This is a genomic window from Arenimonas composti TR7-09 = DSM 18010 (assembly GCF_000426365.1).
Lineage (GTDB): Bacteria > Pseudomonadota > Gammaproteobacteria > Xanthomonadales > Xanthomonadaceae > Arenimonas > Arenimonas composti.
The window spans coordinates 42,026-59,714 of record NZ_AUFF01000006.1 but is presented as its reverse complement, the minus strand read 5'-3'; the positions used below and the strand labels follow the sequence as shown (position 1 = coordinate 59,714).

Genomic DNA, 17,689 nt, shown 5'->3' with positions numbered 1-17,689 from the left:
TCGTTTCTCATCCATTGCGACGCGAGCGCGCAGAATCGACGCCACCATGGACGCATCGAAACCCACCCGACCGATGAAAGGCCGCGGCTCCTCGTCCCGGCCCGCCGGCCGTTTCGAAGTCACCACGCCGGTGGCCGAGGACGACGGCTGGGGCTCGGTGTACGCCGATGCCGGAGAAGCGCCGCGCCTGCGGACCACGGTCAGCGAGGAAACGGCGCGTTCGGTCATCAGCCGCAACCAGTCGCCCGACGTCGGCTTCTCGCAGTCGGTGAATCCGTACCGCGGCTGCGAGCACGGCTGCGTCTACTGTTTCGCGCGACCGAGCCATGCCTACCTGGGCCTTTCGCCCGGACTGGATTTCGAGTCGCGGCTGTTCGCGAAGGTGAACACCGCCGCGAAGCTGCGCGAGGAGCTGGCGAAGCCGGGTTACGTGCCGTCGCCGATCGCGCTCGGCATCAACACCGACGGCTGGCAGCCGCTGGAGCGCGAGCGCGGGATCAGCCGCGCCGCCCTCGAGGTGCTCGCGGAAACGAAGCACCCGGTACACATCGTCACCAAGAGCGCGCTGGTCGTGCGCGACATCGACCTGCTCGCAGCGATGGCGCGCGAGGATCTGGCGCAGGTGCACCTGTCGGTGACGACGCTCGACAATCAGCTGTCGGCCAAGCTCGAGCCGCGCGCGGCAGCGCCGCATTCGCGGCTGAAGACGATCCGCGCGCTGCGCGAGGCCGGCGTGCCTGTCGGCGTGCTGGTGGCTCCCGTCATTCCCGCGGTCACCGACGCCGAACTCGAGCGCATCCTCGAGGCCTGCCGCGACGCGGGCGCGCAGTCCGCCGCCTACGTGCTGCTGCGCCTCCCGCACGAACTGAAGGAGGTGTGGCGCGAGTGGCTGGAACTACACCTGCCGGAGCGCGCGGCGCATTCGCTGAGCCTGCTGCAGCAGATGCACGGGGGTCGCGACTACGACAGCCGTTTCGGTCACCGCATGCGTGGCGCCGGGCCGTTCGCCGACCTGCTGCGGCAGCGCTTCCGGATCGCGCACGCACGCCTCGGTTTCGGCGAACTGCCGCAGCTCGACACCACGCGCTTCGTGCCGCCGGCGAGGCGCGGCCCGCAGCTGGCGCTGTTCTGAGCGGCCCGGCACCCCCCGGCAGCGCCGCATTGCCGCCGCGACCACGGACGCTTCTGCGATCATTCCCCCGCCCGGCCCCGGTGGCCGGACCGGCGGACACGCGATGACGATCGGTTGGGACGAACTGAAGCCGTGGCTCTGGGGCCTGTGGGTGGCCTACCTGATCGTGCTCGCCTGCTGGATCGTGCTGCAGAAGCGCGAACCGATCGCGACCCTGAGCTGGCTGCTGTCGCTGGCGGCGCTGCCGGTGATCGGCCTGCTGGTCTACCACTTCCTCGGGCCGCAGCGGATCCGACGCCACCGCATGAGCCGCGCCCGCGCCCGTCAGAACCTCGGCCGCGCGCTGCCGCCGGAACTCACGCCCAGCGACGATGCGCGCACGGTCGCCCGACTGGCGCGGACGACGACCGGGTTCGCACCGTCGACCGCCCGCCGGGTCGACCTGCTGGTCGGTGGCGAGCAGTGTTATTCGCGCCTGCTCGAGGCGGTCGCCGCGGCGCGCCACCACCTGCACGTCGAGTACTACATCTTCGAGCCGGACCGCACCGGCACGGTGTTCCGCGACGCGCTCGCCGAGCGCGCGCGCGCCGGGGTGCGCGTGCGCCTGCTGCTCGACGCGATCGGTTCCGGCCGGCTGTCGCGCAGCTTCCTGGCGCCGCTGCGCGAGGCCGGCGTCGAGATCGGCTGGTTCCATCCGATGAAGCTCAAGCGCATCTGGCGGCCGCGGATGAACCTGCGCAATCACCGCAAGCTGGTGATCGTCGACGGCGAGATCGCCTTCACCGGCGGCATCAACATCTGCGACGACCAGGACGAGCGGGTGAACTCCGCCGCGTTCCGCGACATGCACCTGCGCCTGGAGGGCCAGGTCGTACGCTGGCTGCAGCTGGCCTTCCTCGAGGACTGGCATTACGCGACGAAAGTGGCGCTGCGCGACCAGCGGCTGTGGCCGGAGGCGGAAGCCGGCGGCATCCTCGCGCAGGTGATCCCGGCCGGTCCGGATTCGCCGTGGGAAGCCATCCACAAGGTGCAGGTCGAGGCGATCCACCAGGCCGACCGCCGGGTCTGGCTGGTGACGCCGTACTTCGTGCCCGGCGAGGCGGCACTGATGGCGCTGTGCTCGGCGGCGCAGCGCGGGCTGGATGTGCGGGTGATCGTGCCGAAGCGCAGCGACTCGGCGATCGTCACCCTCGCCGCGCGCTCGTATCACGACGCCCTGCTCGAGGCCGGCGTGCGGGTCTTCGAGTACCAGCCCGGCATGCTGCACAGCAAGGCGATCCTGTTCGACGACGACAGCGCGCTGATCGGCAGCGCGAACTTCGACCACCGCAGCTTCCGGCTGAACTTCGAGCTGGCGCTGCTGCTGCACGACGCCGGCTTCTGCCGGCGGCTCGAGGCGGAACTGCAGGCCAATCTGGATGCCAGCGTCGAGGTCCGCGCCGACCGCGCGCCGGCGCCGCTGCGGGAACGGCTGGCCGAGGCCTGGGCGCGGCTGCTGTCGCCGCTGCTCTGAGCGGCCGAGGGGACGCTGGCATGCGCCACGGGCGCGGGTAAACTGGCCGCCACCGACCCCGGGGTGTCCCATGCACTGGCTCTACCTGCTCGCCGCCTTCTGTTGTCTGGCCCTCGCGATGGTCAAGACGATGCCGAGTCCGCTGGTACTGCTGTTCGTGATCGGCGCCTTCGTCGGCGTCGTCGCGTGGATCGTCGGCTGGATGTCGGCACGCGTCTCCGGCGCCTCGCGCGACATCGGCCAGGTGATCAGCCCGGAGCTGCTGCGGCAGATGCGCGAGCAGGCCGAGGCGCGCAAGGCCGCGCAGACCCCGCCGACGGCGGCCGCCAACGACGACGAGCCGCGCTGAGGAGCTGCCGATGAGCGTGATCCAGATCGCCGTGTTCCTGCTGATCGGCGCCCTCGCCGGCTGGCTCGCCGGTGTCGTGATGAAGGGCCGCGGTTACGGCGTCGTCGTCAACATCGTCATCGGCGTGATCGGCGCCTTCTTCGGCGGCTGGCTGCTGCCGAAGTTCGGCCTGCGCTTCGGCGGCGAGATCGGCCTGTTCATCACCGCCTTCATCGGCGCGGTGATCCTGGTCGCGATCGCGCGCGTTCTCCGAAAAGCGTAACGCGAGGAACGAGTGGAGAGTAACGAGTAACGAGTGAGGGCCCGCGCCTGTGGCGCGACCGAGCGAAGCGCGAGCTCCTACTCGTTACTCGTTACTCTCCACTCGTTATTCGCCCTCGACCCGATTCCGCCCGCCCCGCTTCGCGGCGTACAGGGCGGCATCGGCGCGGCGCAGCAGGCTGTCCGGCTCGGCCTGGACGTCGGGGACGAAGCCGGCGACGCCGATGCTGACGGTCATGCCGATGGCGCTGTCGGCGACGGCCTGGCGGATCTGCTCGGCGCGGCGCAGTGCGTCGTCGGCGTGTACGCCGGGCAGCAGCAGGGCGAACTCCTCGCCGCCGTAGCGGGCGAGCAGTTCGCGCTGCGGGTCGTGCTGGGCGAACAGCTTCTGGGCGATGCCCTTGAGCTGCAGATCGCCTTCGAGGTGGCCATGGCTGTCGTTGTAGGCCTTGAAGTTGTCGACGTCGATCATCAGCACCGACAGCGGCCGGCGCTGGTCGAGGCAGCGCATCCACTCGCGGCGCAGGCCGTTCTCGAGCGCGCGGCGGTTGGCCACGCCGGTCAGGGCGTCCTCGGTCACCAGCTCGGCGAGCTGGCGATTGAGTTCCTCGAGTTCGCGCGTGCGTTCGGCGATCCGGCTCTCGAGGCGGCGGTTGGCCGCGATGTAGCGCTCGGTGCGCAGGCGCACGATCCACAGCGTCACCGCGGTCAGCGTGGCGAGCGCGGCGATCAGCAGCAGGACCCGCATCCACCACTGTTCGTGCCAGAAGTGCTCGACCTGGAAGTGGTAGTTCATGCTCGGCGCGCGGCGGCCGTTGCGGGTGCGCGCCTCGACCTCGAGCACGTAGTCGCCCGGCGGCAATGCGCGGATGAACAGGTCGCGGTCGGTCCAGCTGCTCCAGTCGGGGGTGACGCCGTGCAGCACGTAGCGGAACTCGGCGCCGCTTTCCATGCTGACCATGCCGAAGCGCAGGTTGAGGCTGTGTCCGGCCGGGACCCGTACCGGGATCGGTTCGCTGCTGGAGGGCAGCCGCAGGGTCTCGCCATCGGGGCCGCGGGCGATCACCCGCTCCATCGTCAGCCGCAGCGGCTGTGACGGCACCGCCCGCTCCTCCGGGTCGAACTGCAGCAGGCCGTTCCACGTGGCGAGCCGCAGCACGCCGTCGCGGCCGGTCCGCAGCCAGGTGTAGCCGACCGCGCCCTGGGCGCCGGGGAACAGGCGCTGCCAGTCGCCGCCATCGGCCGGGCGGTGCCACAGCTCACGGCTGGTGTAGGCGTAGTCGCCGAGGGCGGTCTCCTCGACCTGCAATTCCCACGGGCGGTCGACCAGGGTCAGCGGCGGCGCGACGTCGGCGACGAAGCGTTCGCCGTCGAGCACGAAGCCGCGCTCGCTGCTGATCGCGTGCACCCGCTCGTCGAGACGGAATACCGACGTGCCGTTGCCCGGCACGAGCGCCAGGCCGTCGGCGTCGGCGAAGGTCCGGCGGTCGAGGAGCGCGCCGGCGGCCAGGTCCAGTCGCCAGCGCTGCACCGGCCCGCGGGTGTCGCCGAACCACAACTCGCCGGCACCGGCTTCGACCATGCCGTTGATGTTCAGGCCATCCAGCGGCAGGGCCGCGCGCAGCGTCCAGCGGCCGGCGTCTTCGTGCAGCAGCAGCAGGCGCTCGCTGCTCAGGCCGTAGACCCAGGCCGGGTCGTGCCGCGAAGCGACCAGCCAGTAGACGCTGTCGAAACCGCTGTCGAACAACTGCCGCGGCCGGCTCGCGCCGCGGTCCAGCACGAGCAGGCCCTCGCGCACACCGATCAGCAGGCCGGCATCGCTGGCGTGCAGGGCGGTGGCCTCCATGCTCGTCCACGGCAGGGTTTCGGGTACCGGTGTCGCATCGGTGCGCGGTTGCAGCCGCGACAGGCCGTTGCTCGACGCGAGCCAGAGCGCGCCGTCGTACCACTCGAAGTCCGACGGCGTGCCGGTCAGGCCCTGCACCGGGCCCAGCCACGACCAGGGCGAGGGCATCGCCAGCCGCACCAGGTCGCCCTCGGTCGCCGCCCACAGGCCGCCCTCCCGGTCGACGCTCATGTCGCGCACCGCGAAAGCGCCGAGGTCGACGCGTTCGCGCAGGCGCAGGTCGGCATCGACGCGCAGGAGTTCGCCGTCGAGGGTACCGGCGACGAAGCTGCCGTCGTCCAGCGCATGCACGCTGTAGCTGCGGACGCCGGCGATCGCGTCGCTGGCGGGTCCGTCGAGCCGGTGGATGCCCTCGGCGTCGGCGCGGTAGAGGCCCTCGCGCCCGACGAGCAGCAACCAGTCGCCGCGGTCGACCACACCGGCCAGCAGCTGGCGGGAGAAGACCTCGGCGCCGGGTTCCGGCCGGAAGCGGCCGTTGTCGAAGACGGTGAAACCGACGCCCTCGACGCGGGCGTAGAGCCGGTCGTCGGCGGTGTGGAAACCGCGTACCTCGTCGCCGAGCGGCCAGGACTGCGCCGGGCCTTCGCCGTAGGGCACGAAGAACAGGCTCTTCTCGGCGCGGAAGTAGACGCCGGTCCGGGTCGGCAGCGTGTTCCAGACGATGCCGACATGACGGCGGGCGCCGCGCAGGTTGGCCCGGGTCAGCAGTTCTTCGTACATCAGTTCGCCGTCGCGGCTGCGGGCGAGTCGTCCGAAGGTGTCGACGCCGCCGACGTAGGCCAGGCCGTCGTCACCGATCGCAATCGAGCGTGCCCGCGACCGCCCCGGCAGTCCGCTCAGCTCCCAGTCGACGCCGTCGTAGCGCAGGACGCCCTCGGCGCTGGCGACCAGCAGGGCGCCGTCGCGGTCGATGGCGACGCCGTGATGGCCGGGCGCGGATTTGGTCTGGTCGACGCCGTAGTGCTGCAACAGCGGCGAGGCCGGCAGCGGTTCGGCGGCAGCGGGGCCGACCAGGGAGGCCAGGACGAGCAGGCCGATGGCGAGGCCACGGCGAAGGCGGCCGGCAGCGATCGGTCCGGAGAGGTTCGGGCGAGGGGACATGCCGGGATTATCACGCAAACTTCACGGTAGAACCGGCGCAGGGGATGCCCCGGAACCCGGCCGCGGGTAGGCTTCGCGGATGACCGTGCTCAGCGTCAACGTGAACAAGGTCGCCGTGTTGCGGAATTCCCGCGGCGGCGACGAACCCTCGGTGGTCGGCGCCGCGGAAGCGGCCATCGCAGCCGGCGCCGGGGGCATCACCGTGCACCCGCGGCCGGATCAGCGCCACATCCGGCCCGACGATGTCTTCGCCCTGGCGGACGTGGTTTCCGGCCGGGTCGAGTACAACCTCGAGGGCAATCCGTTCGCGCCGCCGCGGGCGGGCTATCCCGGCTTCATCGCGCTGGTCGAGGCGGTGCGGCCGCAGCAGGCGACCCTGGTCCCCGACGGCGACGGCCAGCTGACTTCCGACCACGGCTTCGACCTGCGCCGCGATGCCGGGCGGCTGCGGCCGCTGGTCACACGCCTGAAGGAGCTCGGCGCGCGGGTGTCGCTGTTCATGGACGCCGGGGCCGACGCCCTGGAACTTGCCTGCGAGATCGGCGCCGATCGCATCGAGATCTATACCGGGCCCTATGCCTCGGCCTTCGCCGCCGGGGACCCCGGGGCGGCGCTCGAGCGCTGCGCCGCGACCGCCCGCGAGGCCGTCGCACTGGGCCTCGGGGTCAATGCCGGGCACGACCTGAGCCAGGCGAATCTGGGTCGTTTCCTGGGCGAGGTGCCGGGCGTGCTCGAGGTGTCGATCGGGCACGCCCTGATCGGCGAGGCGCTGCACGCCGGTCTGGCACCGACGGTGCAGGCCTATCTGCGGGTCATCGCGCAGGCCGGGGCCGCGGCCGGGTCGGCCGCCACCGGTTGATCCATGCGGCCGGGCTCAGAGCCCGGCGAGGCTGATGTGTTCGACGCCGGCCCGTTCGGCCGCGGCCATCGCCCGGGCTGTCGACTGGTAGTCGGCGTCATCGGCGACCACGAGCCTGAGGATCCCGTCGGGCGTGGCCTGGCGCCAGTCGCGCAGGGCGAGCTCGAGCTGGGCCGGCGCCAGCGCGACGCCGTCGAGCCGGAAGATCTCGCCGGCCTCGACCTGCAGCTCGCGCGGTTCGACCTTCGGGGTGTCGCTGATGTGCGTGGCGGGCAGGGTCAGCAGCTGGCGGTTGTCGAGCAGCGGCGCGGTGACCATGAAGATCACCAGGAGTACCAGCATCACGTCGACCAGCGGGGTGATGTTGATGTCGGCCATCGAAGCGGATGCGGCACGGGCGGAAAAGGCCATGGCGTACTCCTCGGCGGGGTGGCGCCTCCGGTTTTACGCCCGCACCCGGGCGAGGACAAGCGGGGCGACGCGCCTCGCGCCGTCGCCCGGGGCTGCCGCGCGGGCAAAAAAAACGCCGCCCGGAGGCGGCGTTGCTGCAGGTGCGGGAAGCGGCGTCAGGCGCCGGGCTCCACGAATGCGATCTTTTCCATGCCGGCATTCTTGGCCCGGGCCAGCACGCGGGCCAGGGTTTCGTAGGCGGCATCGTTCTCGGTTTCGATTTCCAGGGTCGGCTGCGGCTGCAGCGCGGCCTGTTCGGCCAGCAGGCCGCGCAGGTCGTTCAGCGACACCGGCGAGCCGTTCCAGGTGACCGTGTCGCCGGCCTGCACCTCGATGCGGATCGGCTTCGGCGGGTCACGCGGCGGCGGCGGCGGCGGGGTATTCGTACGCTGCGGCAGGTCGACCTGGATCTGATACGACAGGGCCGGGGCGGTCACCATGAAGATGATCAGCAGCACCAGCATCACGTCCACGAGGGGCGTGACGTTGATGTCGGCCATCGGGCCACCGCCGGAGTTGGAGGAAAACGCCATCGTCCTGTCTCCTCAGCGCTCGGGGGTGGACACGAAGCCCACCTTGCGGATGCCGGCGACGCGGGCGCTGCGCACCACGTCGGCGATGATCTGGTAACGGGTCGAGTTGTCCGCGCGGATGTCGAGCTGGCGCTGGGGCACTTCCTGCGCCATCACCGCGAGACGGGCCTCGAGCAGGTCCTTGTTGACCTTCTCGTCGTTCCAGAAGATCTCGCCGTTCGACTTCACGGCCACCGTCACCGGCGGAACCAGGATTTCCGGCTTGCTGTCCAGCGTCGCCTGGGGCAGTTCGACCTTGACCTTGTGCGACATCAGGGGCGCCGTGATCATGAAGATGATCAGCAGCACCAGCATCACGTCCACGAGGGGCGTGACGTTGATGTCGGCCATCGGGCCGCCGCCCGAGGAGTTGCTGGAGAAAGCCATGACTTCGGCTCCTTAGGTCCGACGGATCAGCGCTTGGCCGGGACTTCGCCGACGCGCGAACCGGTGGCGAAGAAGTCGTGCAGGTCGTGCGCGAACGTGTCGAACTTGGCGTAGGTGTTGCGGTTCGCGCGGACGAAGGCGTTGTACGCCAGCACCGCCGGAATCGCGACGAACAGGCCGAGCGCGGTCATGATCAGCGCCTCACCGACCGGGCCGGCGACCGCGTCGATCGACGCCTGGCCGGTGGCACCGATGCGGATCAGGGCGCCGTAGATGCCCCACACGGTACCGAGCAGACCGACGAACGGGGCGGTCGCACCGACGGTGGCGAGCCAGGTCAGGCCGTTCTCGAGCCGGGCGCTCTCGCGGGTCACGGCCTGGCGCAGGGCGCGGTCGATGAACTCGGAGCGGTTCAGGGCGTCGACCAGACGGCTGCCCTCATGGCGCTGGTGGTGGGCAGCGGCCTGGGCGCAGTCGAGGGCGATCTTCGAGAACGGCTCGTTGGCCGGCTGCTCTTCCATGAAGCGGATCGCGTCCTGCGCGTTCGGGGTTTCCCAGAAGGTGCGCACGACGGTGTCGGCACGGGCGGCGACGACGGTGTTCTTGATCGCGTTGACGATCGTGAACCACCAGGAGCCGACCGACATGACGACCAGCATGATCAGCACGGCCCACGAGACGAGGAACTCGACCGGGTCCGCGATCATCTCGTGCATCAGGTTGGAGAAGCCCATTTCCGTCAGGGCCTGGGCGTTGCCGGCAGCGCCACCGGCGGAGCTGGCGATGAGGAGGATGTCCTGCAGCATAAGTGTGCCTTTCTTTGTAGTTGACCGTTACGGGAGAAGAGCGGGCATTACGGAGGGGTGAACTTGACCGGCACCAGCACGATGCCGCCGACCGGCTGGCCATTCCGCATACCGGCGTTGAACTTCCAACGCCGCGCCGCTTCCATGGCTGAACGGTCGAGGTTGCGGTTGCGGCTCGAACGCTCGACGGCCACATCGAGCACATTGCCCTGGGCATCGATGGTGACGCGGAGCACCACGGTACCGCCGACGCCCTGCTGGGCCTCGCGCGGCGGATAACGCGGCGGATTCAGGCGCTGGCCGCTCGGATCCACGGCCGGCTCGTAGTCGGCGGGCGGGGCCGGCGGGGCCGGCGGAGCCGGCGGCGGCGCGGGGATGTCGATGGGGCTCGGATCGTCGAAGACGACCGGCGGCGGCTCTTCCGGCGGCGGGACCGGAGTCGGCCGCGGCTGCTCGATGATGCGCTGGACCACGCGCGGCGGTTCCGGCGGCGGCGGCGGCGGCGGAGGCGGCGGCGGCGGCGGTTCGATGAAGGTCACCAGGGTGGCTTCTTCCTCGACCTTCTCCAGGTCCGGCGGATTGACCGGCGCCATCATCAGCATGAAAGCCACGGCATGCAGGGCGATCGCGAACGAGTTGCCAGCGATCCGCGCCCAGCTGATGCCCGTCGGGGTTTCGTCGTACTTGTAGGTTCTGTCCGTCATGCGGGTGGCGGCTCGAGCTCGTGTTCGGTCGGCAGGACGCCGATGCCCGCCGAGGACCGGCGGGAATTAGTTAGCTTAACCCCAAGGGGAATCGATTACCAACGCTCAGCGGTTGAGTTTGGCGAGTTCCGCCTGGGCCTGTGACCGGGTGCTCGGATCCTTCGCGGCCTCCTGGAAAGCAGCCCGCGCGCCGGCGACGTTGTCGCTGTAGTACTCGGCCCGGGCGATCACCATCCAGGCCTCACCGGGCTTCTGCAGACCCTTGGCCAGAGCCTCGCGGGCGGCCGCGATCGACTCGGCGTTGCGGTCCTCCTGATTCAGCACCTGGGCCAGGAACAGGGCCAGCTGGCCGTCCTGCGCGTGCGGCAGCCCGGCCTGGGCCGCGGCGATCGCGCCGGGGATGTTCTCGCTGAAGTAATGCGCCTGGGCGAGATACGTATAGGTGGCGCCATCCTTGGGCAGGATGTTCTTGTCCAGACCTTCCTGGATCACTGCGGCCGCATCGGCCTCGCGCTGCAGGTTGAAATAGGTGCCGAAGAGCCGGCGATAGTCGTCGGCGGTCGTGATCATGCCCTTGGCACGCGCCTGGTCCAGCAGCGCGACCGCCTTGTCGGTCATGTCGGCATTGGTGTACAGGCTGACCAGGTTCAGCAGCGCCCGCTTGTCGTCCGGGTTCTTCTGATACATCGCCTCGGCCATCGCCAGGGCTTCGCCGCCGCGGTCGGTCTCCTCGTAGGCCGACATCAGCATCGACATGGCCTGGGTGTTGCGGCCGGCGGTGTCGAGCTCGATCGCCTTCTGCAGCGGCGCGATCGCCTGCTCGTACTGCTCCTGGTGGTAGTAGGCGGCACCGAGCAGCAGGTAGGTCGTGGAATCGGTGGTGCCGGACTCAGCGATCAGCTTCGTCAGGGTCTCGACGGCCTGCGGGTACTGCTCCTCGTTGAAGTGCACCTGGCCGAGGATCAGCATCGCGTTGAAGTGGTTGTTGTTCGGAAGCGCGTTGCCGGCGATCGCGCCTTCGAGGTAACGGACGGCGCCGTCGTAGTCCTCGAGGTTCATCGCCGCGCTGCCGGCCATCAGGCCCGCGATGCCCTTCTCGTACGGGGTCGCGCGCTCGTTGGCGAGGATCTCGTCGGCGGTCGTCAGGACGTCGCGCTCCTTGCCCTCGGCGTCGTACGAATCCTGCAGGCGCTTCATCAGCCGCTGCGTGCGCTGGTTCGACGACGGCTTCGGCGACTCGCGGGTCGCGTTCGGGAAGTCCTCGGCCGGCGCGGCGGCCTGCTCCGAGCGGCCACGGCGGTCGTCGCGGTCGCGACCGGCCAACTGGGCCCAGGCATCGTTGGCGACGACGGACGTCCCGAGCAGCAGGGCGATCGCGACGGTCAGCGGGTGGCTTGCTTTCATGAGAATTCCTCGGGCGCCGCTCGAAGCGGGACTGGGCCGACAAGACTAACGGGGAACTGAGTGATTGCTCAACCCTGCATGGCCGCGAATTCCTTCCGCCACCGTTCCGGATTCCCCTTCGGGGTGCAGCTTGAGGCCTCGGCGCATCGCTGCCGTAAAAACGCCGTTAAGCGCCCCGGGCGAATTCAGCCCGTGGTCGGAAAGTTCGCCATCGCGAAGGCCACGCGTTCGTCCGCGTCGGTCGACAGGGTCCCGGCAGCCTTCAGCGCCTCGACCTTGCGCAGGCGATGCTCGAGGCCGTTGCCGTTGGCGATCTGGATCGCGAGGCCGGGGCGGGCATTGAGTTCGAGGATCAGCGGGCCCTTGTCGCGGTCGAGCACGAAGTCGACGCCGACGTAGCCGAGCCCCGACAGTTCGTAACAGCGCGAGGCCATCGCCAGCAGGTCCTGCCAGTGCGGGATCTGCAAGCCGACGATGCTGTGCTCGGTGTCCGGGTGTTCGCGGATGATCTCGGTACCCCAGACGCCGCGCTTGGTCTTGCCGGTCGGGATGTCGATGCCGACGCCGATCGCGCCCTGGTGCAGGTTCGCCTTGCCGTCGGACATGCGCGTCGGCAGGCGGATCATCGCCATCACCGGATAGCCGAGGAAGACGATGATGCGGATGTCGGGCACGCCCTTGTAGCTGACGTTGTCGAAGATCGGATCGAACTGCACGCAGTACTCGACGATCAGGTGGTCGGGCTGGCCGCCGAGCGAGAACAGGCCGGACAGGCCGTTCGACAGATGGTGCTCGAACTCGTCGCGCGACATCAGGCTGCCGCTGGCGCGCCGGTACTTGTCGCCGCGGCGGCCGGTGATCACGAGGATGCCGTCGCCGCCGGAACCGTGCGCCGGTTTCACGACGAACGCCTCGCGCCGCTCGAGCACCTTGTGCAGCTCGGCGATCTCGTGTTCCTCGCGCACCACCGCGTACAGGTCCGGCACCGGCAGGCCGGCCTGCAGCGCCAGCTTCTTGGTCAGCAGCTTGTCGTCGACGCGCGGATAGAACTTGCGCGGGTTGTACAGCAGCACGTAGTCGGCGTTGCGCTGGCCGATGCCGACCAGGCCGATCTGGCGCAGCCGCTTCGCGACCCGGAAGGGATTGAAGAGGGCCATCTCAGCCGCGCACACCCGGCGTGCCGGCATCCGTCCCGGGCGGCGGTGCATCGACGGCGGCGGTGTCCGGCGCCGGCGGCGGCGGCGTGATCGGGTCCGGCTCGCGGGCCAGCGCGCGGAAACGCAGCAGCTCGTTGAGGCGATAGCCGGAGTAGCGGCCGAGCAGCAGCGCCAGCGCGAACAGCACCAGCAGCGTTTCCGGGAACACGAACACCAGATGCTCCAGCGGCGGCCAGCTCATCACCACGTAGGCGAGCGCGGCGACGATCAGGGTGCCGATTCCCTCGCGGATCGCGGTGCCGGCGCCGCGTTCGTCCCAGGCCACGGACATGCGCTCGATCGTCATCGCCATGATCACCATCGGGAACAGCGCTACCGACAGGCCGACCTCGATACCGAGCCGGTTGGAGAACACGCTGACGCCGCACATCAGCAGCACGACCAGGATCAGGATCGCGGTCAATCGCGGCACCAGCAGCAGGCGCAGCCGTTCCAGGTAGAAGCGGACCAGCAGGCCGAAGCCGACCACCAGCACGAACAGCACGACGCCGGCGACCAGCGCCGTCTCGCGGAACGCCAGCGCGATCAGCACCGGCATGAAGGTGCCGTAGGTCTTCACCCCGACCAGGTTGCGCAGGATCAGCATGATGAAGGCGCCGATCGGCACCATCAGCAGGATGCGGTAGGTCTGCTGCGCCTGCAGCGGCAGGCTCAGCAGCGAATAGCGCACGAGGTTGGCGTCGTGCACCTCGAGCCGGCGCTCGGCGGTCGCCATCGCGTCGGCGAGGTTGACGCTGACGTTGAACGCCAGCGTCGCCGGCGGCCCGCCTTCGATGTCGAGCAGCGGCTTGGCGCTCGCGCTCCACAGGAACAGGTCGGAAGGCATGCCTTCGGCGCCGGTGCGCGGGTCGAGCATGTACCAGGCCTGGCCGTCGTTGACGATGATCCAGGCCTGCATGCGGGCCTCGCTGGCGGTCGCGGCGTCGCCGAGGCGGATGCCGTGCACGACGCGCGCGGGGATGTTGCGGATCGCCAGCAGGCGCACGATGAATTCGGCGCGGGCGACCTCGTCCTTGCCGTATTTCTCCGCGAGCAGCGCGACCTCGTCGCTGTCGCCGTCACCGCCGTTGAGGCGGATCACCAGCTGGCGCGCGAAGGTGACGATGTTCGACGAGCGCGCGCGCACCGCCTCGAGCAGGGTGTGCGCGGCGGTGAGGTAGGGCTCCTCCAGCGAGGGCAGTTCGGCGAGCACCGGTTCGAAGTCGAGACCGACCTGCTCGTAGGCGTCGGCGCGCACGATCGTCGCGCGGTAGTACAGGTCCTGCTCGCCGAGCGCGCGCCGGATCGCCCACTGCACCTCGCGGCCTTCGGAGGATTTCTCCTCGAGCTTGGAGTAGTCGCGGGCGATGTAGCGCTCGTCGAGCACGGTGAAGCCGGGCGTCGTCGCCGGCAGCTGCAGCGTCACGGTGTTCGGACCGCGCTTCGGGTGGTATTCGACGTGCGCCTGCACCGTCCAGACCTGCACCTGCTCGTCGGCGTGCAGCGGGAACTTCAGCTTGTCCCACTTGTAGTACATCGCCGACAGGGCGACCGCGATGATCGCGACGGCCAGCAGGTAGAGGTGGCGTTTGCTCATGGCGATCCCGGTAGTGGCGCCCGGCTCCCCGTCCGGCCGCGCCTTAGGCGACGCACCAGTGTAAGCCCGGGCTCAGGAGGGCGAGAAGGTCAGCAGCAGCATCGCCGCCAGGTTGCAGGTGGCGTGCGCGACGAACGCGGCACCGAAGCGGCGGGTGTAGACGTACACGCCACCGAAGCCGGCGCCCATCAGCAGGTAGACCGACAGCGTCATCAGCCAGGTCGCGATGCCGGCCTCGCCGGGCGCGTATTCGTGCAGCAGGCCGAACAGCATCGAGGTCAGGCCGATCCCGAGCAGACCGCGGCCGGCCACCGCGAAGCGGCGCAGCAGCACATGCCGGAACAGCAGTTCCTCCGACAGCGGGGCGACCAGCACCACCGCCGCCCAGGCCAGCACGGGCCATGCCTGCACGACCGCCATCACCGGCTCGATGTTGCTCGGTTCGACCGGGACCTGCAGCACCTCGGCCAGCCAGCTCAGGCCATGGCCGCCGGCCTGGATCGCCAGCCCGACGAACACCGCCAGGCCGTAGGCGACGCCGGCCCCCACAGGAGCCTGCGGGTCGGCCAACCGGCGCCCGCGCAGCAGCCACATCGCCAGTGCGGTCATCGTCATCGCGAGGATCGAACTGGCGACCACCGCCGGCATCGCCGCCTCCAGCACCGTCGCCTGGTCCGGCGCGGCGCCGCCGGGCGGCGTCAGCGTCAGCGTGTAGATCACGATCACCGGGATCGCCAGCGCGATCGACAGCACCATCAGCACGACGCCGGCGATCACGACGTCGAGCGCGAAGGGCCCGAACAGTCGCGGCGTCGCCGCGGGGACGACGGCAGGCGCCGCCGGCGACGCGACCACCGGCTCAGACATCGAGGTTGGCGACCTTCAGCGCATTGTCCTCGATGAACTCGCGGCGCGGTTCCACCACGTCGCCCATCAGCGTCGAGAAGATCTGGTCCGCGGCGACCGCGTCCTCGATGCGCACACGCAGCATGCGCCGCGTTTCCGGATTCACCGTGGTCTCCCACAGCTGCTCCGGATTCATTTCGCCGAGGCCCTTGAAGCGCTGGATCGTGCGGCCCTTCTTCGCTTCCTCGAGCAGCCATTCCTGCACCTGCAGGAAGCGCGTCACCGCCTGGCTGCGGCCACCGCGGGCGATCGTCGCGCCCGGCTGCAGTAGGCCGTCGAGCGCCGCGGCGACGTCGTTGACCTGACGCAGTTCGCCGGTGAGCAGCTGGACCGCCGGCAGCAGCTGCGTCGACGCGAGACCGTGGTGCTGCTTGTGCACGAGCAGGATGCCCGGGCCCTCCTCGTTCGCCGCCTGCACTTCGAAGCTGTAGCGCGGGCGGCCGAGGCCGCTGGCGTTGAGGCGCGACTCCAGCTCGCGCATCCACGGCGCCAGCGTCGTCGCGTCGGCGAAGTCGGCCGCCGTCAGCGCCGGCATTTCCAGCATCGCCTCGAGCACCGCGATGTCGATGCGGTGGGCGAAGCGCTCGATCGTCTCGCGCGCGGCGATGAAGTCGATCAGCAGCTTCTCGAGCGCGGCGCCGTTCACCGCCGGTGCGCCCTCGCCCGGATGCAGCGCGGCGCCGTCGACGGCGCTGTTGGCGAGATAGGCGTTCAGCGCCGCGTCGTCCTTCAGGTACATCTCGTTCTTGCCCTGCTTGAGCTTGTACAGCGGCGGCAGGCCGATGTAGACGTGGCCGCGCTCGATCAGCTCCGGCATCTGCCGGTAGAAGAACGTCAGCAGCAGCGTGCGGATGTGGGCGCCGTCGACGTCGGCGTCGGTCATGATGATGATGCTGTGGTAGCGCAGCTTGTCCGGGTTGTATTCGTCGCGGCCGATGCCGGTGCCGAGCGCGGTGATCAGCGTGCCGACCTGGTCCGACGACAGCATGCGGTCGAAGCGCGCACGCTCGACGTTGAGGATCTTGCCGCGCAGCGGCAGCACCGCCTGGTTCTTGCGGTTGCGCCCCTGCTTCGCGGAGCCGCCGGCCGAGTCGCCCTCGACGATGAACAGTTCGCTGAGCGCCGGATCCTTCTCCTGGCAGTCGGCGAGCTTGCCGGGCAGGCCGGCGATGTCGAGCGCGCCCTTGCGGCGCGTGAGGTCACGGGCCTTGCGCGCCGCCTCGCGCGCCCGCGCGGCGTCGACGATCTTGCCGGCGATGGCCTTGGCCTCGTTCGGGCGCTCCTGCAGGAACTCCTCGAGCTTCTGGCCGATCACCGCCTCGACCGCCGGCCGCACCTCGGAGCTGACCAGCTTCTCCTTGGTCTGCGACGAGAAGCTCGGGTCGGGCACCTTCACCGACAGCACCGCGATCATGCCTTCGCGCATGTCGTCGCCGCTCAGCGCCACCTTGGCCTGTTTGGCGATGCCGTTCTGCTCGATGTAATTGGTCAGCGTGCGGGTCAGCGCGGCGCGGAAACCCTGCAGGTGGGTGCCGCCGTCCTTCTGCGGGATGTTGTTGGTGAAGCAGAACATCGTTTCCTGGTAGGCATCGGTCCACTGCACCGCGATCTCGACGGCGATCCCGTCCTTTTCCCCGCTGGCGGAGATAACCGATTGATGCAGCGGGGTTTTCAGGGCCGCGAGGTGTTCCACGAAGCTGCGGATGCCGCCTTCGTACTGGAATACGTCGCGCTTGCCCTCGCCGCGTTCGTCGATCAGTTCGATCTTGACGCCGGAGTTCAGGAAGCTCAGCTCGCGCAGGCGCTTGGCCAGGATGTCGTAGTGGAATTCGACGTCGGTGAAGATCTCGGCCGCCGGCAGGAAGCGCAGTTCGGTGCCGCGCTTGTTCGACGGGCCGACCGCGCGCAGCGGGTAGACGGGCTCGCCGAGGGCGTATTCCTGCTGCCAGTGCTGGCCGTCGCGCCAGATGTTCAGCCACAGCTTCGACGAGAGGGCGTTGACGACCGAGACGCCGACGCCGTGCAGGCCGCCGGAGACCTTGTAGCTGTTGTCGTCGAACTTGCCGCCGGCGTGCAGCACCGTGAGGATCACCTCGGCCGCCGAGCGCCCCTCTTCCTTGTGGATGTCGACCGGGATGCCGCGGCCGTTGTCGGACACCGAGCAGGAGCCGTCGCCGTGCAGGGTCACGACGACGTGGTCGCAATGCCCGGCGAGGGCCTCGTCGATCGCGTTGTCGACGACCTCGAAGACCATGTGGTGCAGGCCGGTGCCGTCGTGCACGTCGCCGATGTACATGCCGGGACGCTTGCGCACGGCTTCCAGGCCGCGCAGCACGGTGATCTTGCTGGAGTCGTAATTGCTGTTCGGAGTCGACGGGGTCTGCTCGGTCATTCGGTCTCTCGCGGCGGGGCCGGGGCGCAGCGCGCCTATAAATAAGGTATGGGGGAAGTATAGCGGGTTGGGGTTTTCCCGGGCCCGGCAGCGCGGGTCGTGGTCGCAGGCCGTACGGGACCCGGACTAGTGGTGGCGCGGAGCGGGGAGGTGC

16 protein-coding genes are annotated in these 17,689 nt (G+C 69.7%); 5 read left to right on the top strand and 11 right to left on the bottom strand.

The features are described from left to right. Window positions 1-46 precede the first annotated feature (46 nt). From K311_RS0109550 to K311_RS0109535, 4 genes are all read left to right on the top strand, one after another. Complete coding sequence (locus K311_RS0109550; protein ID WP_026817120.1) at window positions 47-1,132, top strand: PA0069 family radical SAM protein; 1,086 nt, start codon at window positions 47-49, stop codon at window positions 1,130-1,132. A gap of 103 nt (window positions 1,133-1,235) precedes the next feature. Then, window positions 1,236-2,645 (top strand): cardiolipin synthase, encoded by a 1,410-nt coding sequence (gene cls, locus K311_RS0109545; RefSeq protein ID WP_026817119.1) that lies wholly within the window; start codon window positions 1,236-1,238, stop codon window positions 2,643-2,645. A 70-nt stretch (window positions 2,646-2,715) separates the two neighbouring features. Further along, entirely contained in the window at window positions 2,716-2,994 is a 279-nt protein-coding gene (locus K311_RS0109540) for a hypothetical protein (protein WP_026817118.1), read from the top strand. 10 nt (window positions 2,995-3,004) lie between these two features. Continuing rightward, window positions 3,005-3,256 carry a GlsB/YeaQ/YmgE family stress response membrane protein gene (locus tag K311_RS0109535; RefSeq protein WP_026817117.1) on the top strand — a complete coding sequence of 84 codons (252 nt, stop codon included), beginning with the start codon at window positions 3,005-3,007 and terminating at the stop codon, window positions 3,254-3,256. Between the two features lie 105 nt (window positions 3,257-3,361). Here the strand turns inward: K311_RS0109535 and K311_RS0109530 are convergent, their stop codons facing one another. Beyond that, complete coding sequence (locus K311_RS0109530) at window positions 3,362-6,262, bottom strand: ligand-binding sensor domain-containing diguanylate cyclase (RefSeq protein WP_026817116.1); 2,901 nt, start codon at window positions 6,260-6,262, stop codon at window positions 3,362-3,364. A 79-nt stretch (window positions 6,263-6,341) separates the two neighbouring features. Here K311_RS0109530 and K311_RS0109525 point away from each other — a divergent pair, with 79 nt between their 5' ends. Beyond that, the gene (locus K311_RS0109525) at window positions 6,342-7,121 is read left to right on the top strand and encodes a pyridoxine 5'-phosphate synthase (protein ID WP_026817115.1); all 780 of its coding nucleotides are present in this window, start codon (window positions 6,342-6,344) and stop codon (window positions 7,119-7,121) included. A 15-nt stretch (window positions 7,122-7,136) separates the two neighbouring features. Here K311_RS0109525 and K311_RS0109520 read toward each other — a convergent pair whose 3' ends face one another. From K311_RS0109520 to gyrB, 10 genes are all read right to left on the bottom strand, one after another. Beyond that, window positions 7,137-7,532, bottom strand: a complete 396-nt coding sequence (locus K311_RS0109520; protein ID WP_026817114.1) for an ExbD/TolR family protein — start codon at window positions 7,530-7,532, stop codon at window positions 7,137-7,139. A gap of 155 nt (window positions 7,533-7,687) precedes the next feature. Continuing rightward, window positions 7,688-8,104: an ExbD/TolR family protein gene (locus tag K311_RS0109515; RefSeq protein WP_026817113.1), complete on the bottom strand. Its 417-nt coding sequence runs from the start codon at window positions 8,102-8,104 to the stop codon at window positions 7,688-7,690. A 12-nt stretch (window positions 8,105-8,116) separates the two neighbouring features. Beyond that, a complete protein-coding gene (locus K311_RS0109510) occupies window positions 8,117-8,530 on the bottom strand; it encodes an ExbD/TolR family protein (protein WP_026817112.1) in 414 nt (137 codons plus the stop codon). A 26-nt stretch (window positions 8,531-8,556) separates the two neighbouring features. After that, a complete protein-coding gene (locus tag K311_RS0109505) occupies window positions 8,557-9,336 on the bottom strand; it encodes a MotA/TolQ/ExbB proton channel family protein (RefSeq protein WP_026817111.1) in 780 nt (259 codons plus the stop codon). A gap of 47 nt (window positions 9,337-9,383) precedes the next feature. Then, the gene (locus K311_RS0109500; RefSeq protein WP_026817110.1) at window positions 9,384-10,040 is read right to left on the bottom strand and encodes an energy transducer TonB; all 657 of its coding nucleotides are present in this window, start codon (window positions 10,038-10,040) and stop codon (window positions 9,384-9,386) included. A gap of 105 nt (window positions 10,041-10,145) precedes the next feature. Beyond that, window positions 10,146-11,444 carry a tetratricopeptide repeat protein gene (locus tag K311_RS16325; RefSeq protein ID WP_051239882.1) on the bottom strand — a complete coding sequence of 433 codons (1,299 nt, stop codon included), beginning with the start codon at window positions 11,442-11,444 and terminating at the stop codon, window positions 10,146-10,148. 185 nt (window positions 11,445-11,629) lie between these two features. Continuing rightward, window positions 11,630-12,601, bottom strand: coding sequence for an alpha-L-glutamate ligase-like protein (locus K311_RS0109490; RefSeq protein WP_026817109.1), 972 nt, complete (start codon window positions 12,599-12,601; stop codon window positions 11,630-11,632). A gap of 1 nt (window position 12,602) precedes the next feature. Continuing rightward, window positions 12,603-14,237 (bottom strand): UUP1 family membrane protein, encoded by a 1,635-nt coding sequence (locus tag K311_RS16320; protein WP_051239881.1) that lies wholly within the window; start codon window positions 14,235-14,237, stop codon window positions 12,603-12,605. Window positions 14,238-14,309: 72 nt separating this feature from the next. Continuing rightward, window positions 14,310-15,104, bottom strand: coding sequence for a CPBP family intramembrane glutamic endopeptidase (locus K311_RS17720; protein ID WP_081683391.1), 795 nt, complete (start codon window positions 15,102-15,104; stop codon window positions 14,310-14,312). Further along, window positions 15,097-17,535, bottom strand: coding sequence for a DNA topoisomerase (ATP-hydrolyzing) subunit B (gene gyrB / locus K311_RS0109475; protein WP_026817107.1), 2,439 nt, complete (start codon window positions 17,533-17,535; stop codon window positions 15,097-15,099). The genes K311_RS17720 and gyrB overlap by 8 nt, the downstream gene beginning before the upstream one ends. Window positions 17,536-17,689 lie beyond the last annotated feature (154 nt).

Bases quoted from the DNA above. Each gene is read 5' to 3' on its own strand.
- K311_RS0109550 (WP_026817120.1), top strand. From the start codon at position 47: ATGGACGCATCGAAACCCACCCGACCGATGAAAGGCCGCGGCTCCTCG.
- cls (WP_026817119.1), top strand. From the start codon at position 1,236: ATGACGATCGGTTGGGACGAACTGAAGCCGTGGCTCTGGGGCCTGTGG.
- K311_RS0109540 (WP_026817118.1), top strand. From the start codon at position 2,716: ATGCACTGGCTCTACCTGCTCGCCGCCTTCTGTTGTCTGGCCCTCGCG.
- K311_RS0109535 (WP_026817117.1), top strand. From the start codon at position 3,005: ATGAGCGTGATCCAGATCGCCGTGTTCCTGCTGATCGGCGCCCTCGCC.
- K311_RS0109530 (WP_026817116.1), bottom strand. From the start codon at position 6,262: ATGTCCCCTCGCCCGAACCTCTCCGGACCGATCGCTGCCGGCCGCCTT.
- K311_RS0109525 (WP_026817115.1), top strand. From the start codon at position 6,342: ATGACCGTGCTCAGCGTCAACGTGAACAAGGTCGCCGTGTTGCGGAAT.
- K311_RS0109520 (WP_026817114.1), bottom strand. From the start codon at position 7,532: ATGGCCTTTTCCGCCCGTGCCGCATCCGCTTCGATGGCCGACATCAAC.
- K311_RS0109515 (WP_026817113.1), bottom strand. From the start codon at position 8,104: ATGGCGTTTTCCTCCAACTCCGGCGGTGGCCCGATGGCCGACATCAAC.
- K311_RS0109510 (WP_026817112.1), bottom strand. From the start codon at position 8,530: ATGGCTTTCTCCAGCAACTCCTCGGGCGGCGGCCCGATGGCCGACATC.
- K311_RS0109505 (WP_026817111.1), bottom strand. From the start codon at position 9,336: ATGCTGCAGGACATCCTCCTCATCGCCAGCTCCGCCGGTGGCGCTGCC.
- K311_RS0109500 (WP_026817110.1), bottom strand. From the start codon at position 10,040: ATGACGGACAGAACCTACAAGTACGACGAAACCCCGACGGGCATCAGC.
- K311_RS16325 (WP_051239882.1), bottom strand. From the start codon at position 11,444: ATGAAAGCAAGCCACCCGCTGACCGTCGCGATCGCCCTGCTGCTCGGG.
- K311_RS0109490 (WP_026817109.1), bottom strand. From the start codon at position 12,601: ATGGCCCTCTTCAATCCCTTCCGGGTCGCGAAGCGGCTGCGCCAGATC.
- K311_RS16320 (WP_051239881.1), bottom strand. From the start codon at position 14,237: ATGAGCAAACGCCACCTCTACCTGCTGGCCGTCGCGATCATCGCGGTC.
- K311_RS17720 (WP_081683391.1), bottom strand. From the start codon at position 15,104: ATGTCTGAGCCGGTGGTCGCGTCGCCGGCGGCGCCTGCCGTCGTCCCC.
- gyrB (WP_026817107.1), bottom strand. From the start codon at position 17,535: ATGACCGAGCAGACCCCGTCGACTCCGAACAGCAATTACGACTCCAGC.